Origin of the sequence: Massilia sp. AB1 (assembly GCF_018119385.1) — a bacterium.
Classification (GTDB): Bacteria; Pseudomonadota; Gammaproteobacteria; order Burkholderiales; family Burkholderiaceae_D; genus Telluria.
In genome coordinates this window covers 50,426-64,421 of record NZ_JAGKSG010000029.1, presented here as the reverse complement: position 1 = coordinate 64,421, position 13,996 = coordinate 50,426, and the positions used below count along the sequence as shown (strand labels likewise).

Sequence of the window (13,996 nt, the reverse complement as noted above, 5' to 3'; positions counted from 1 at the left end):
ATATGGATCCTCGTTAGACCTCAGCAGTTAAGGAAGATTCAACACTCAACGGTGACAGCGCCAAAGGAAATGCGGTTCAACCGCGCAGCGCCCGCCACGTTGCAAAGCCCGCTGCGCACAAGACAAGCGAGCCGAACAGGTGCAGCGCCCCATGCACCAGCGCCCAGCCGTACTCGCCCCGCTGCAGCAGGGTCACCGATTCGCCCGAGAAGCTGGAGAAGGTCGTCAGCCCGCCGAGGAAGCCGGTGATGACGAACAGGCGCCATTCCGGCGCCAGCTGCGGATAAGCGGAAAAGAGGCTGATCGCCATCCCCACCAGGAAGCCGCCTACCAGGTTGGCCGCCAGGGTTCCCGCCTGCACGAAGGCGTGGAAACCGCCCAGCCACAATCCGAAGCCCCAGCGCAGCCAGGCGCCGAGGGCGGCGCCGGCGCCGACCGCGAGCCAGCTCAACGCGCGGCCCAGCGCGCCTTGGCGCTGTCGTCGCTCGTGCGCGCATCGACCCAGCGCGCGCCGTCAGGGGTCTGCTCCTTCTTCCAGAACGGCGCGTCGGTCTTGAGGTAGTCCATGATGAACTCGCAGGCGGCGAAGGCTTCGCCGCGGTGCGCGGCGGTGCAGGCCACCAGCACGATCTGGTCGAGCGGCTTCATGGGGCCGATGCGGTGGATCACCAGCGCGCCGTACAGCGGCCAGCGCTCGCGCGCCTGGGCCACGATGTCCTCCAGCGACTTTTCCGTCATGCCGGGATAGTGTTCGAGCTCCAGCTCGGCCACCTGCGCGCCCTCGTTCAGGTCGCGCACCGTGCCGACGAAACTCACTACCGCGCCCACGCGCGCATCGCCTTCGCGCAGCCGCGCGACCTCACTGCTTAAGTCAAAGTCCCCCGCCTGCACCCGAACGTCTACCCTCACTTGCCCTCCTTGGCCTGCCGCATTAACAATTGTTCGATCCGCGTCTCGGTGCGCGCATCCGCCAGCGCCGGTACGCTCAGGAGCTGGCGCAGCGCATCGCCCTGCGCGCCCGGCTTCTGGCCGGACTTCAGCGAATTTTGCAGCACTTCGACCTGGAGCTTGAGACGCTCGCGCGCGAATTCGGGGCCGCTGTCGATGCCGGCCGCGATCTCGAGCTTCAGCAGCTCGTGCTGCACGCGTTCGCGGTTGGCCTCCAGCTGGCGCGCGTAGCCGGCGCGCTCGCCGTCCAGTGCAGCGAGGGCCGCCTCGAAACGTGCATGCAGCAGGCTTTCGTAGGGACCTTCGAGCGGCAGCATGGCTTCCCAGCGCTGGCGCCAGTCGGCGGCGTGGGTGTGGGCGTCCGGGTTGACCAGGGCGTTTTCCAGCGCCTGGATCAGGCGCAGCTTGTCGCGCACCGCGCCGGCCAGGGCCAGGCCGGCGGCGCGGCGCGCCACGTCGGCATGGTGCTGCACCTGGGCCACGGCGGCGTGGTAGCGCTTCTCGATGCGCGCCTCGTGGGCGCGCGGCACCGGGCCGATCGCCTGCCATTCGGCGGCCGCCTCGCGCACCAGCTTGCCGGCGGTGGCCGGGGTCGCCTCGGGCGCGGCGGCTTCCAGGCGCGCACACAGCGCTTCCTTGGCCGCTTCGTGGGCGCGCCGTTCGGAGTCGGCCGCATGGACGTGTTCCTTGCGCGCCGCGAACAGCGCATCGCAGGCGGCGCGGAAGCGCTGCCACAGCGCCTGCTCGGCCTTGCGCTCGAGCGGCAAGGCGCGCGCGTGCTCCTGCCAGCGGTGCTGCAGCTCGCGCAGCAGGTCGACCGCGTGGCGGTCGTGCGGATCGAGCGCCTGGGCTTCCTCGATCAGCTGCTCGCGCACGCCCATCTCCACCTGGCGCTGGGTTTCCAGGGGTTTTTGCAAGGTGGTCAAGGCTTCGGAGAACAGCTGGTCGAGACGCTTCTTGTCCTTGCGGTCGATGGCGCCCAGGTGGCTCCAGGCCATGCGCAGGCGCTGCACCGTGCCGGAGACATGCTTCCAGTCGGCCTCGCCCGATTGCAGGCGCGCGATCTCGGCCTGGGCTTCCTCGACCAGGGCCTGGCCGCGCGCGGCGTTGGCGTGGCGCTCGTCGGCCAGCTGGCGGAAGTGGGCGGCGGCCGGCGCATAGGCGGCGGTGCAGGCGGCGTCGAAGCGCTCCCACAGGCTGCGCGGCGCGGCGCCCGACAAGCTGTCCAGCGCCTTCCAGCGGTCGCGCATGCTGCCGACCTTCTTGGCCAGCTCGCTCATCGCCAGGTTCTGGGTGGGCAGCGCCTCGACGGTCTTGATCAGTTCTTCGCGCGAGACATTGCCGCCCCAGCGCGCCCAGTCCGACAGGCGCTTGAGCTCGGCACGCAGCTGGCCGAGCCGGTCGGCCTGGGCCGGGCTCAGGCGCATGCCCTTGTCCTTGCTGTCCTTCAGGGCCTTGTCGAGCTCGGCGGCACTGTGGAGCGAGCCCTGCTGCAGGGCCGCTTCCAGCGCGTCCATGTTGTCGATGAATTGCTGGTCGGCGCCGCGCGCCGGCTTCCGGTCCTGGGCGGAAGGGGCTCCCGCCTGCTGCGGCTTGGCGGGCTTCGCTGCGCTTGGCTCCGGCTTGGGCTTGCGCACTTCCTGCGGCAAGGCGGCCAGCAGCGCATCGAAGCGCTGCTGGAGCTGGGCGCCGGCCGCGTTCGCGGGCAGCGCCGGCAGGCGGTTCCAGTCCTTGCGCAGCTGCTCGGGCTTGAGTTCGGCCTGCGGCTTGCCCTGCCAGTCGTTCAGCGCGGCCTCGCGCGCGGCCAGCGCCGCCTGGTCCTGTTCGATGGTCGCCAGGCCCGCCGTCAGGCGCGCATGCTCGCTGGCGAACTCGGCCACCAGGGCGCGCGGCAGCGAGGCGTGCTCGGGTGCGACCAGCGCCGCTTCCTGTTCGTGCTGCAGGCTCGCCAGGCGTTCGGACAGCGCGCCGGCGTCGAGGCCGGCGCCGTCCAGCTGGCGCAGGGCCGCCAGGCGGTCGATCATGGCGCGCTGCAGCTGCACCTGGGCTTCCAGGCGCTGCGCCAGTTCCGCGCGCACCGCGTCGAACTCGGGCGCCAGCTCGGGCGCCTTGGTGATCGCCCATTTACGGTCCAGCTCGGCAACATGGTTGGGCGTCAGCAGGTGGTCGCCCAGCAGCGCGCGCGCCTGGGCCAGTGCTTCCTGGCCGCGGCGCAGCTCGGCTTCGTGGTGGCGGATCGCATCCAGCCGGGATTGGGTGAGCTTGGCGACGCGGCGGTCGGTGTTGCGCATCGCCGCATGGACGCGCTCGAGCTGCTCCCGGCTGTGGACCAGCTCGGCAGCAGCCAGGCGCAATTCGGAAAACTCGGAACGGAGGAGGAATTCGACGGCGGCGGCCTCGTCGCCGTTCAGCTGCCTGAGCTGCTCGGCCTGCTGTTCACGGGACGTATTCGGCCCGCCCTGCCCTCCCGGCGCCGGGCCATGGGACGCACCTTGCCCGGACGCCTTGCCGGACGGCTGCCCGCCCGGCGCGGCAGCGTCGGGTCCAGCCGTCGACTTGTCTCCGCCCTGCCGCTTGAATAGGAATTCGAACATGATGGAATCGCACTTCCAAAACCCCCATCATAGCAAAGAACCATGCGTCGAATGGTCTACTCCCCCATCTGTTCTGATTCAATGAACCAGAGGCAACGTAGGGCCTTGCCGGGTGGAATATTCAGCGCCGCTCGCCAGGCCTGGGGCGGCGGAACGGGCTTCATATTGGCTGGAGTCGTGCGCCAGCATCTGGTTGGCGATGGCGAACCAGGTCTCGCCCGAGATCAGGGCGCGCGCCAGCGGAAACAGCTCGCGCTCCTCGAGCTCCAGCTTTTCTAGCAGCAGGCTGCAGCAGTGCTCGACGGCGCGCAGGCATTCGGGACTGCCCGCGGCGGCCTTGGCCTGGGCCGCGACGCGCGCATCCAGCGCGCGCCGGCTCAGTCCTTCGAGACGCACCAGCAGCGACTCCGCCGCCGCCCCGGCACGGCGCAGCGCCGGCAGCACGAACCTGTCGAGCTTGCGCCAGTGGCAGCTTTCATACACGCGCCGCAGCGCCTCGCAGGCCTGTTCGAACTGGCGCAAGGTCCATTGATGCGGGCCTTCGCCCCACCAGGTATTGGGCCGCCAGCGCTCCATGAGCGCCTCCACCTCGACCCGCGCGCGTGCCTGCTCGACGGATAGGGCGACCAGCGTATAGGTTGACGTCAGCATTGTGTCTCCTCTTAGAATGGCTCCGCCAGCATGGCAGCACGGCCGTGTGGGTCGGGATGCATGAACCGGGGGATGCTTTGTCGGGACGGCCAACGTTTCTTATAGGGTTGTCGCTGGCCGGCGGGAACTCAAGTGTAGAGAGAAGGACACGTGCAGACTTGAGGTGTGTCAAACACCCGGGTAGGAACTAAATAAGCTCATGTCACTGCACGGGCGTCTTCGGCCAAGGCCCCGGCAAGCAGGGAACCGAGCGCACCGGGATCGGTATGGCCGATGCCGACCTGGGGGCATCCATGCCAGCGCGCGCAGCGCCGCACCGCCCCGGCGACATCGGCCGCGAAGCGCGCGCTCGGGCGCACGCCGGGCTCCAGGGCGACGCTCTTGAGCTCGAACATGCCCGCCTTGCGGTGCGCCTTGGCGTCGATCCGTCCCACCAGCGCGCCGCGCCGCAGCAGCGGCAGGGTGAAGTAGCCATAGCGGCGTTTCTCGGCCGGCGTATAGCATTCGAGCCGGTAGTCGAAGCCGAACAATTCGAGCGCGCGGCGGCGGTCCCAGACCACCGGGTCGAAGGGCGACAGCAGGGTCGTCACGCTCGGGGTCAGCGCTCCTTCCGCGGCCGCGCGGGCGCGTTCCAGGTGTTCGGGATGCAGGTAGACCGGCTCGCTCCAGCCATCCACCCGGGCGCGCACCAGCAAGCCTTCGTCGGCCAGCCGGGCCGGATCCACGTGCGGGCGGCGGGTGCGGTGGTAGTCGGGGATCCAGGCGGCCCTGGCCAGGCCCAGGGCGCGCACGGTGCGCAGGGCGAATTCGCGCCGCACCGCGTCTTCGTCCGGCAGGCGGCTGTCGTCCCATCCCGGATGCACGCGCTCGGCCAGGTCGTAGACCCGGTGGAAGTTCTGGCGCCGCGCGATCATCAGCCGCCCCGCCGTGAACAGCACCTCCAGGGCGCGCTTTTCCGGCTTCCACTCCCACCAGCCGCCGCCCTTCCCGTCTTTACGCTCGAACTCGGCCGAGCGCACCGGGCCGTGCTCGCGCACGTGGGCCAGCAGGCGTTCGACCACGTCGGCATGCTCGCGCATCCAGCGCGCCGAATACTTCCAGCCCATCCGCTCCGGGTCCAGCATGCGGTGCCGGTACAGGCCGTAGTCCTCGATCGGCAGGAAGCAGGCTTCGTGGGCCCAGTATTCGAACAGGCGGCCTTCGGCCAGCAACTCGTCCAGCCAGGCGGGATCGTAGTCGCCGAGCCGGCTCCACAGCACCAGGTAGGGGCTGCGCGCCACCACGCTGATGGTGTCGATCTGCAGCATCTCCATGCGCCGGATCGCATCCAGCACGTCCGCCTTGACGGCGCGCCGGCGGCGCGCCGTATCCAGTCCCTGGGCCGCCAGGTGGAGGGCGCGCGCGGCGCCGGCCGAAAGAATGAGTTCGCTCATGCGGCCATTGTAGTGAAGTTTCGACAAGGGCTGTCGAAGCCTGGGGCATTCGGGAGGCCGATGCGTTATAGTTGGCGCCGACCAGACTTTGCTTTTTCGACCCCATGCGGCTGCTGCACACTTCCGACTGGCACCTCGGCCAGACCCTGCACAATTTCGACCGGATCTACGAACACCAGTGCTTCCTCGACTGGCTGGTGGAGACGCTCGTCGCCGAGCGCATCGATGCGCTCCTGATCGCGGGGGACGTGTTCGACAACGCCAACCCGTCGGCCTTCGCGCACCGCCAGTTGTACCGTTTCCTGCAGCGCGCCAAGGCCGCGGTGCCGCACCTGCAGGTGGTGGTCATCGCCGGCAACCACGATTCGCCGGGCCGGCTGGAAGCGCCGACCCCGCTGCTGGAAGCCTACGGCATCTTTGTGGTCGGCCACGTGGTGCGCACCAGCGGCGGCGAGATCGATGTCGAACGCCTGGTGCTGCCGCTGCGCGACAGCGAAGGGCAGACCCGCGCCTGGTGCCTGGCCGTGCCCTTCCTGCGTCCGGGCGACGTGCCGCGCGAAGCGCGCCAGAGCGAAGGAGAGGCGCCCGCAGACCCCTACCTGCACGGCACCACCCTGCTCTACCGCCAGGCTTACGCGCTGGCGAAGGAACGCTGTGGCGAAGGCCAGGCCATCGTCGCCATGGGCCACTGCCACATGGTCGACGGCCAGTCCTCGCAGGATTCCGAGCGCCGCATCGTGATCGGCGGCACCGAGGCTCTTCCGACCAGCATGTTCGATCCCGACCTGGCCTACGTGGCCCTGGGCCACCTGCACCTGGCCCAGCGCGTGGGCAAGCAGGAGCACGTGCGCTATTGCGGCAGCCCGCTGCCGCTCTCGTTCTCGGAAGTCGGCTACCAGCACCAGGTCTTGTGCATCGAGCTGGAAGGCGGCGCCGCGAAGTCGGTGACGCCGGTCCATGTGCCGCGTCCGGTGCAGCTGCTGCGCGTGCCCGCCACGCCGGCCCCGCTGGACGAGGCGCTGGCCGCGCTCGAAGCCCTGGAGCTCGAAGACCTGCCGCCGCAGGCCCATCCCTACCTGGAGGTGCGGGTGCTGCTCGAGGGCCCCGAGCCGGGCCTGCGCGCGCGTGTCGAGGCGGCGCTGCAAGGCAAGCCGGTCCGCCTGGCCAAGATCGAACCGACCCGCAAGACGACCGCCGTCAGCGAAGGCGCCGACGCACTCACGCTCGACCAGCTGGCGCAGCTGCAGCCGGACGACATCTTCCGCCGCCTGTGGCAGCAGCGCTTCGGCGCCGATGCCCCGCCCGACCTGATGGAAGCCTTCTCGGAACTGGCCAATGCGGTGGACGGCGAATGAGGATCCTGCGCATCAGCGGTAAGAACCTGGCGTCGCTGGCCCAGGACTTCATGGTCGACTTCGAGCAGGAACCGCTCGCTTCGAGCGGCCTGTTCGCCATCAGCGGCCCGACCGGGGCCGGCAAGAGCACCCTGCTGGACGCCCTCTGCCTGGCGCTCTACGGCGCCACGCCACGTCTTCTGAAACGTCCCGGCAATCCGCTGCCGGACGTGGGCGGCGAGACGGTATCCGCGCTCGACCCACGCACCTTGCTGCGGCGCGGGACGGCCGAAGGCTGGTCCGAAGTCGACTTCGTCGGCAATGACGAGGTCCGCTACCGCGCCCGCTGGAGCGTGCGCCGCGCCTACGGCAAGCCGGGCGGCGCGCTGCAGCCTTCGAAAATCACCCTGCACCGCCTGCCCGACCTGGTGGCGATCGGCGGCACCAATACCGAGTCGGCCGCCGAAATCGTCCAGCGCATCGGCCTGTCCTTCGAACAGTTCACGCGCGCCGTCCTGCTGGCCCAGAACGAATTCTCGGCCTTCCTCAAGACGGACGAGAACGACCGCGGCGAGCTGCTGGAAACCCTGACCGGCACCACGGTCTACAGCGAGATCTCGCGCCGCGCCTACGAGCGCTCCAAGCTTGAACAGGCGCGCACGCAGTCCCTTACCGCAAAGCTGGCCAACCAGGCCCCGCTGGCGCCGGAAGCCCGCGCCGCGCTCGATACCGAACGCAGCACCGCCGACCTGGCGCTGCAGGCGCTGGAGGCGCGCCAGGCCGTGCTGGAACAGGAGCTGCGCTGGCACCAGGAAACCGAGAAGCTGCAGCGCGGCGAAACCCAGGCTTCCGAAGCGCTGGCCCAGGCCGTCGCCGCGCGCGAGGAGGCGGCGGAGCGTCGCCGGCGCCTGGCCACCCTCGACGCGGTCCAGCCGGCGCGCTCCCTGGTGGCCGACGTGGCGCGCCTGGACGGCGAACGGCGCCAGGCCCTGGCCTCGATCGCCAAGTCCGAAGCCGACCTGGCCGCCGCCCTCGAAGCGCGCCGCCAGACCACCGGCGAAGTCGACGCCGCCCTGGCCCAGGTCGACATCGCGGAGGAAGCCCTGCGCAGCGCCACGCCCCGGCTGGACCAGGCCAAAGCGCTGGACGCCGCCCTGGAAACGCTGGCGCCGGCCCACAAGCAGACCCAGGCCGCTCTCGAAGCGGCACGGACCGAGGCCCGCAATGCGCGCGCCGAGCACCACGCCAAGGCGGCGGAGCTGGAGCGCCAGCGCCAGTCGCGCGATGCCGCCGCCGCCTGGCTGGCGGCGCAGGCTCGCCTGGAATCAATGGCCGGCCAGTGGCCGCGCTGGGAAAGGCTGCTGACCCAGGCCGAGCAGGCAGAGAGCGGTATCCGGGCGAATCAGGCCGCCATCGACGGCACCCAGCGTGCGGTGGCGCAGGCGCGCGAGCGCGAAGCGGGCGCCGTGGCCGCGCTGGCCCAGGCCGCCGAACACGTGAGCGCGCTCGACGCCGCGCGCAGCAAGGCGCTGGCCGCACTCGAAGGTTTCGACAGCGGCGCCATGGCGGCCGAGCGGGCGCAGCTCGAACAGCGGCGCGAACGCCTGCTGGATGCGCAGCGCGTCTGGTCGGAACTGAGCACCGCCCGCCACACCATGGCGCAGCTGGCGCGCGACCTGGATCACAGCGACACGGCGCGCGCCGCCGCCGAGCGCAGCTTGAACGAAGCGCGCGCATCCGCGCCGGCCCTGGAAGCCGCCATGGCGCAAGCCGAGCGCTCGCTGGCCGCTGCCGAACTGGCCTGCGCGGCCAGCGTGGAACAGCTGCGCGCGTCCTTGACGGACGATGCGCCCTGCCCCGTCTGCGGCGGCCTCGATCACCCCTACCACCAGCAGGACGACCGCCTGCATGCGATGCTGGCCGGGCTGCGCGGCGAGGTGGAACAGTCGCGCGCGGCGGTGCGCGCCAACGCCGCCCGGCAGGCCTCGCAGCAAGCCGCCTTCGAGACGGCGCGCGAACGCCTGGCGGCCTTCGAACGCCAGCGGTCCGAGCTTGCCGCGCGCACCGACGCGCTGGCATCGCAATGGGAGGGCCACCCGGTCGCCGCCGACGCCCCTGCGGAAGAAGCGCGTGCGGACTGGTTCGGCGAACAGCGCGAGGCATTGCGCAAGGCAGCCGACCTGCTGGCGCAGCGCGAGCTGGCCTGGCGCCAGGCGACCGGTGCGCGCGACGCCGCGCAGGCGGAACTCGACAAGGCGCAGGCTGCGCGCCAGCGCCTGCAGCAGGCCCTCGATACCGAGCGCGAAGCCAGCGCCCGCCTGGCGGCCGAGCTGCAAGCCCAATCGGCACGCCAGGAAGCGGCGGCGGCCCAGCTGGACGCCTTGCTCGCCGAACTCGATCCGGTGCTGTCGAACGCCGCCGGCGACGGCTGGCAAGCCGCCTGGAGGCGCGCACCGGCCGACTGGCGCCAGATGCGCGCCGCCGAGGCTGCGCAATGGCGCGAACAGACCGAACTCCAGACGCGCGCCGGCGCAGCCATCGCGACCCTGGAAGCGGAAGCGGCCGGCGCACTGGAACGCATCGCCCAGATCGACCGCAGCGGCACGCACACGGCGGCGGAATTCTCCCGCATCGAGGCCGAGCTGGCGCGCATGCGCGGCGAACGCGCCGCGTTGTGGGGAGGCCGCGCCGCGCGCGAAGTGGAACGCGAGCTGGGCGCCACCCTGGCCGCCGCGCGCGAGCGCTTGAGCGCACGCCAGGCCGCGGCCAACGACGTCGCCCAAAGCGAGGCCCGCGCCCGCGCCGCCCTGGCCCAGCTCTCGGAACGCATCGTGGAACTCGAGAGCGCCGGCGCCAAGGCTGCCGCGGCGCTCTCCGACTGGCTGGAAGACTACAGGCGCAACCAGGAAGACCTCGATCCGGTGGCGGACAGCGCCGAGCTGGCCCAGCTGCTGGCGGTCGGCGCCACCTGGCTCACCCAGGAGCGCGCGGCGCTGTCCGCGCTCGACGCCCAGGTCGCCAGCGCCACCGCCGTGCTGTCCGAGCGCCGCGCCCAGCGCGAGGCCCACCTGGCCAGCGCCCCGCCGGGCGGCCAGTCCCACGAAGCCGTGGCCCAGGCCTTCGAAGCGCTCAGCGCCGAGCGGCGCGCCGCCCACGACCTGGCCACCGCCCTGCGCCTGCAGGTCGCGCAGGACGAGCAGCGCCGCGAGCAGGCCAAGTCGGTGCTGGCCGAGATCGAACGCCAGCAGGAAGTCGAACAGCGCTGGGCCAAGCTGTCCGAACTGATCGGCTCCGCCGACGGCAAGAAATTCCGCAACTACGCCCAGCAGTTCACCCTCGACGTCCTGCTCGGCTATGCCAACGCCCACCTGGCCCAGCTGGCGCGCCGCTACCGCCTGGAGCGGGTCACCTACGGCAGCGGCCCTTCGCTGGCGCTGATGGTGCGCGACCAGGACATGGGTGGCGAAGTGCGCTCGGTGAATTCGTTGTCGGGCGGCGAATCCTTCCTGGTCTCGCTGGCGCTGGCGCTCGGCCTGGCCTCGCTGTCCTCGAACCGGGTGCGGGTGGAGTCGCTGTTCATCGACGAAGGCTTCGGCAGCCTGGATACCGAGACGCTCGGCGTGGCGATGGACGCGCTGGACGCGCTGCAGTCCATGGGCCGCAAGGTGGGTGTGATTTCCCACGTGCAGGAGATGACGGACCGCATCGCCACCAAGGTGCTGGTGCGCCCGGCCGGGGGCGGCAGTAGCCTCGTGATCGTCGAGTAGCGGTAGAATGCCGCTTTTTCCAAACCGATTTTTAGAGCAATCATGAAGCCCGCACGTATCCTCACTTTCAAATGCGCCAAGTGCGCCAAGCCGGTCAAGGTCTTCCTCCAGAAGGTCTCGGCCTGCTCGCACATCCAGCCTTACCAGGGCATCTGCGACTGCGGCGAGGTCAAGCGCCACGCGACCGGCAGCCCGGACGCGGTCAAGTCCTACCTGGAATCCACCGACGGTAACTGGCACCACCATCACTGATGACGCACATCGAGTGGACTGAAGGCGGCGCGGCCCATACTGCGCGCTGGCGTTCCGAAAGCGGCTGGCCGGCCCCGAAGAAGATCGTGGTCGCCGACGACACCATGAACGCGGACACCGCTTACCGGCTCGCGCTGGACGGCACCGCCCTGCTGTGGCGCGGCGACTTCCAGAACGCGCGCCAGCTGCTGCAGGCCCTGGTGCGCCGCGTCGAGCACAAGGGCGATCGCGCCAGGCGCGCCAAGGCTGCCAAGACGCCGGTGCCGCCGCTCGAGGCCTTCCACCGCCACCGCCTGCAGCAGCTGCAGCGCGCCCGTACCCTGGCCATGCTCCTGGTTCCCTTCGAGGCCGGCCACACGATCCCGCTGCGCCGCGCGCCCGATGCGCGCCTGGCGTGCCTGGAAGCCTACGGCGTCGCCGACGAACCCTACGTGGCCTCGCTGCGCGAACTGCTGGGCGTGATCGGCGCGCACGAATGGCGCCGCAAGGGCGTACACATCCCCGCGCTGGACGAACGCATCCACCCCTGGTACGGCGTGTTCTCGCCGGTGCGCGGCGAGTACGTCGAGCTGGTGGCCCAGGCCCCGCTGCCCGCCGGCGCCAAGCTGGCCTTCGACATCGGCGCCGGCACCGGCGTGCTGTCCGCCGTGCTGGCGCGGCGCGGCTTGCAGGTCCTCGCCACCGACATGGACGCGCGGGCGCTGGGCTGCGCGCGCGAAAACATCTCGCGCCTGGGCCTGGCGCAGCAGGTCGACATCGTCGAGGCGGACCTGTTTCCGGAAGGACGCGCGCCGCTGGTGGTCTGCAACCCGCCATGGCTGCCGGGCAAGCCCAGCTCGGCCATCGAGTACGCGATCTACGATCCGGACAGCCGCATGCTTAAGGGTTTCCTGAACGGACTGGCGGCCCACCTGGTGCCGGATGGCGAAGGCTGGCTGATCCTGTCCGACCTGGCCGAGCACCTGGGCCTGCGTTCGCGCGAGCAGCTGCTGGGCTGGATCGCCGCGGCCGGGCTGGAAGTGATCACGCGCCACGATACGCGCCCCGTGCATGGCAAGGCGAGCGATCCGGACGATCCGCTGCATGCGGCAAGGTCGAAGGAAGTCACCTCGCTGTGGCGTTTGCGGGCGGCCTGACCGACCCGCATTGCGTATCGGCTAATATCGCGCTATACTATCGTTCTCAGACGCGGGGTGGAGCAGTCTGGCAGCTCGTCGGGCTCATAACCCGAAGGTCACAGGTTCAAATCCTGTCCCCGCAACCAGAATACCGATATCGAAAGCCCGACTCATCGAGCCGGGCTTTTGTTTTCTGCGGCAGCAAAGGCAGATGAGAGACAAGAAAGACAACGCAACGTTCGATCTGCCGGGCTTCGAGCCGGCCGCACCGCTCGATCCTGCGCTTGCTCCCACGCTTGTTACCGAACCGAAACGTGGTCCTCGTCCCCGCCGTGCTACCCTCAAGCAAGAGCAGCTTCAGCTGCTCGAAGAAACCGACACCACCGGCCTGCCAGTCTGGCGCCGCGACGACAACCTCGACCTGACCGGCCTGCCCGTCTGGGCGCCGGCCACGCCGGAAGCCTGAGGCGCACGGCCGGATGCTGGAGCCCACGATGCAAGCCTTCACCGCCCTGCCCCTCACGCCGCCCTTCCTCGCCAACCTGGCGACCCTCGGCTATCACCAGATGACCGCGATCCAGGCCGAAAGCCTGCCCTCGGTGCTGGAGGGACGCGACCTGATCGCGCAAGCCAAGACCGGCAGCGGCAAGACCGCGGCCTTCGGCATCGGCATCCTGCACAAGCTCAATCCGGCCTGGTTCGCCGTCCAGGGCCTGGTGCTGTGCCCGACGCGCGAGCTGGCCGACCAGGTGGCCAACGAACTGCGCCGCCTGGCGCGCGGCGTCGGCAACGTGAAGATCCTGACCCTGACCGGCGGCGTCTCGATGCGTCCGCAGATGGCCTCGCTCGAGCATGGCGCCCACATCGTGGTTGGCACCCCGGGCCGGATCCGCGACCACCTGGGCCGCGGCACCCTGGACCTGTCGAACGTGCAGACCCTGGTGCTGGACGAAGCCGACCGCATGACCGACATGGGCTTCTACGACGAGATCGAGAACATCGTGCGCGCCACGCCGCAGCGCCGCCAGACCCTGCTGTTCTCGGCCACCTATCCGGACGACATCCGCTTCGCCACCGCCGGCTTCCTGCGCGATCCGCTCGAGATCGCCGTCGAGAGCCGCCACGAGGCAGACAAGATCAACCAGCGCTTCTACGAGATCGGTTTCGAAGGCCGCGACGAAGCGGTCGGCCGCCTGCTCAAGCACTTCAGCCCGGTGTCCGCCCTGGCCTTTTGCAACACCAAGGCGCGCTGCCGCGAACTGGCGGACTACCTCCGCGACCAGGGCTTCTCGGCCCTCGCCCTGTATGGCGAGCTGGAACAGCAGGAACGCGACGAGATCCTGGTGCTGTTCGCCAACCGCAGCTGCTCGGTGCTGGTGGCGACCGACGTGGCCGCGCGCGGCCTGGACATCGCCGACCTCGACACCGTGATCAACGTCGATGTGTCGAAGGACCCGGAAGTGCACGTGCACCGCATCGGCCGCACCGGGCGCGGCAGCGGCACCGGCATGGCCCACACCCTATGTGCGCCGAATGAAAAGAAATGGGTGCGCCTGATCGAGGAATACCAGCAGCAGGACGCCGTCTGGGAAGCGCTGGACTCCCTCGGCGAGCATCCCGAAGCCGGGCGCCCTGCGCCGATGGTGACGCTCCTGATCGCCGGCGGCAAGAAGGCCAAGCTGCGCCCGGGCGACCTGCTGGGCGCCCTCACCGGAGACGCTGGCCTGACCAAGGAACAAGTCGGCAAGATCACTATCTCCGAGTTCAGCAGCTATGTGGCGCTCGACCGCCGCGTGGCGCACCAGGCCGTCGAACGGCTGAGCGCCGGCAACCCGATGGGTCCGGAATTCGGCGCCATCAAGGGGCGCTACTTCAAGATGCGTCTCATCAACTTGTAAG

General features: G+C 70.1%; 11 protein-coding genes and 1 tRNA gene. 7 read left to right on the top strand and 5 right to left on the bottom strand.

The window, feature by feature from the left end:
- Nucleotides 1–76 precede the first annotated feature (76 nt).
- The 5 genes from crcB to J8847_RS16655 all read right to left on the bottom strand — a co-directional run bounded on the left by crcB (nucleotide 77) and on the right by J8847_RS16655 (nucleotide 5,626).
- Nucleotides 77–451, bottom strand: coding sequence for a fluoride efflux transporter CrcB (crcB, locus tag J8847_RS16675; protein WP_211525829.1), 375 nt, complete (start codon nucleotides 449–451; stop codon nucleotides 77–79).
- On the bottom strand, nucleotides 448–909 hold the full coding sequence (gene moaE, locus J8847_RS16670; RefSeq protein ID WP_211525828.1) for a molybdopterin synthase catalytic subunit MoaE: 462 nt from the start codon (nucleotides 907–909) through the stop codon (nucleotides 448–450). Before moaE ends, crcB begins: the two co-directional genes overlap by 4 nt.
- Nucleotides 906–3,542, bottom strand: a complete 2,637-nt coding sequence (locus J8847_RS16665) for a DUF349 domain-containing protein (protein WP_211525827.1) — start codon at nucleotides 3,540–3,542, stop codon at nucleotides 906–908. Before J8847_RS16665 ends, moaE begins: the two co-directional genes overlap by 4 nt.
- A 78-nt stretch (nucleotides 3,543–3,620) precedes the next feature.
- Nucleotides 3,621–4,193, bottom strand: coding sequence for a hypothetical protein (locus J8847_RS16660; protein WP_211525826.1), 573 nt, complete (start codon nucleotides 4,191–4,193; stop codon nucleotides 3,621–3,623).
- Nucleotides 4,194–4,390: 197 nt separating this feature from the next.
- A complete protein-coding gene (locus J8847_RS16655; protein WP_211525825.1) occupies nucleotides 4,391–5,626 on the bottom strand; it encodes a winged helix-turn-helix domain-containing protein in 1,236 nt (411 codons plus the stop codon).
- 104 nt (nucleotides 5,627–5,730) lie between these two features.
- Between J8847_RS16655 and J8847_RS16650 the strand changes: the two genes are divergently transcribed.
- The 7 genes from J8847_RS16650 to dbpA all read left to right on the top strand — a co-directional run bounded on the left by J8847_RS16650 (nucleotide 5,731) and on the right by dbpA (nucleotide 13,995).
- Nucleotides 5,731–6,981 (top strand): exonuclease SbcCD subunit D C-terminal domain-containing protein, encoded by a 1,251-nt coding sequence (locus J8847_RS16650; RefSeq protein ID WP_211525824.1) that lies wholly within the window; start codon nucleotides 5,731–5,733, stop codon nucleotides 6,979–6,981.
- Complete coding sequence (locus J8847_RS16645; protein WP_211525823.1) at nucleotides 6,978–10,727, top strand: AAA family ATPase; 3,750 nt, start codon at nucleotides 6,978–6,980, stop codon at nucleotides 10,725–10,727. Before J8847_RS16650 ends, J8847_RS16645 begins: the two co-directional genes overlap by 4 nt.
- A gap of 42 nt (nucleotides 10,728–10,769) precedes the next feature.
- On the top strand, nucleotides 10,770–10,979 hold the full coding sequence (locus tag J8847_RS16640) for a hypothetical protein (protein ID WP_020656338.1): 210 nt from the start codon (nucleotides 10,770–10,772) through the stop codon (nucleotides 10,977–10,979).
- The gene (locus tag J8847_RS16635) at nucleotides 10,979–12,115 is read left to right on the top strand and encodes a class I SAM-dependent methyltransferase (RefSeq protein ID WP_211525822.1); all 1,137 of its coding nucleotides are present in this window, start codon (nucleotides 10,979–10,981) and stop codon (nucleotides 12,113–12,115) included. Before J8847_RS16640 ends, J8847_RS16635 begins: the two co-directional genes overlap by 1 nt.
- A gap of 51 nt (nucleotides 12,116–12,166) precedes the next feature.
- Nucleotides 12,167–12,243 (top strand) — tRNA-Met (locus J8847_RS16630).
- 65 nt (nucleotides 12,244–12,308) lie between these two features.
- Nucleotides 12,309–12,563, top strand: a complete 255-nt coding sequence (locus J8847_RS16625) for a hypothetical protein (RefSeq protein WP_211525821.1) — start codon at nucleotides 12,309–12,311, stop codon at nucleotides 12,561–12,563.
- Between the two features lie 28 nt (nucleotides 12,564–12,591).
- A complete protein-coding gene (gene dbpA / locus J8847_RS16620) occupies nucleotides 12,592–13,995 on the top strand; it encodes an ATP-dependent RNA helicase DbpA (protein ID WP_211525820.1) in 1,404 nt (467 codons plus the stop codon).
- Nucleotide 13,996 lies beyond the last annotated feature (1 nt).

Coding starts and splice junctions, on each gene's coding strand:
- J8847_RS16665 (WP_211525827.1), bottom strand. CDS start 3,542: ATGTTCGAATTCCTATTCAAGCGGCAGGGCGGAGACAAGTCGACGGCT.
- J8847_RS16660 (WP_211525826.1), bottom strand. CDS start 4,193: ATGCTGACGTCAACCTATACGCTGGTCGCCCTATCCGTCGAGCAGGCA.
- J8847_RS16655 (WP_211525825.1), bottom strand. CDS start 5,626: ATGAGCGAACTCATTCTTTCGGCCGGCGCCGCGCGCGCCCTCCACCTG.
- J8847_RS16650 (WP_211525824.1), top strand. CDS start 5,731: ATGCGGCTGCTGCACACTTCCGACTGGCACCTCGGCCAGACCCTGCAC.
- J8847_RS16645 (WP_211525823.1), top strand. CDS start 6,978: ATGAGGATCCTGCGCATCAGCGGTAAGAACCTGGCGTCGCTGGCCCAG.
- J8847_RS16640 (WP_020656338.1), top strand. CDS start 10,770: ATGAAGCCCGCACGTATCCTCACTTTCAAATGCGCCAAGTGCGCCAAG.
- J8847_RS16635 (WP_211525822.1), top strand. CDS start 10,979: ATGACGCACATCGAGTGGACTGAAGGCGGCGCGGCCCATACTGCGCGC.
- J8847_RS16625 (WP_211525821.1), top strand. CDS start 12,309: ATGAGAGACAAGAAAGACAACGCAACGTTCGATCTGCCGGGCTTCGAG.
- dbpA (WP_211525820.1), top strand. CDS start 12,592: ATGCAAGCCTTCACCGCCCTGCCCCTCACGCCGCCCTTCCTCGCCAAC.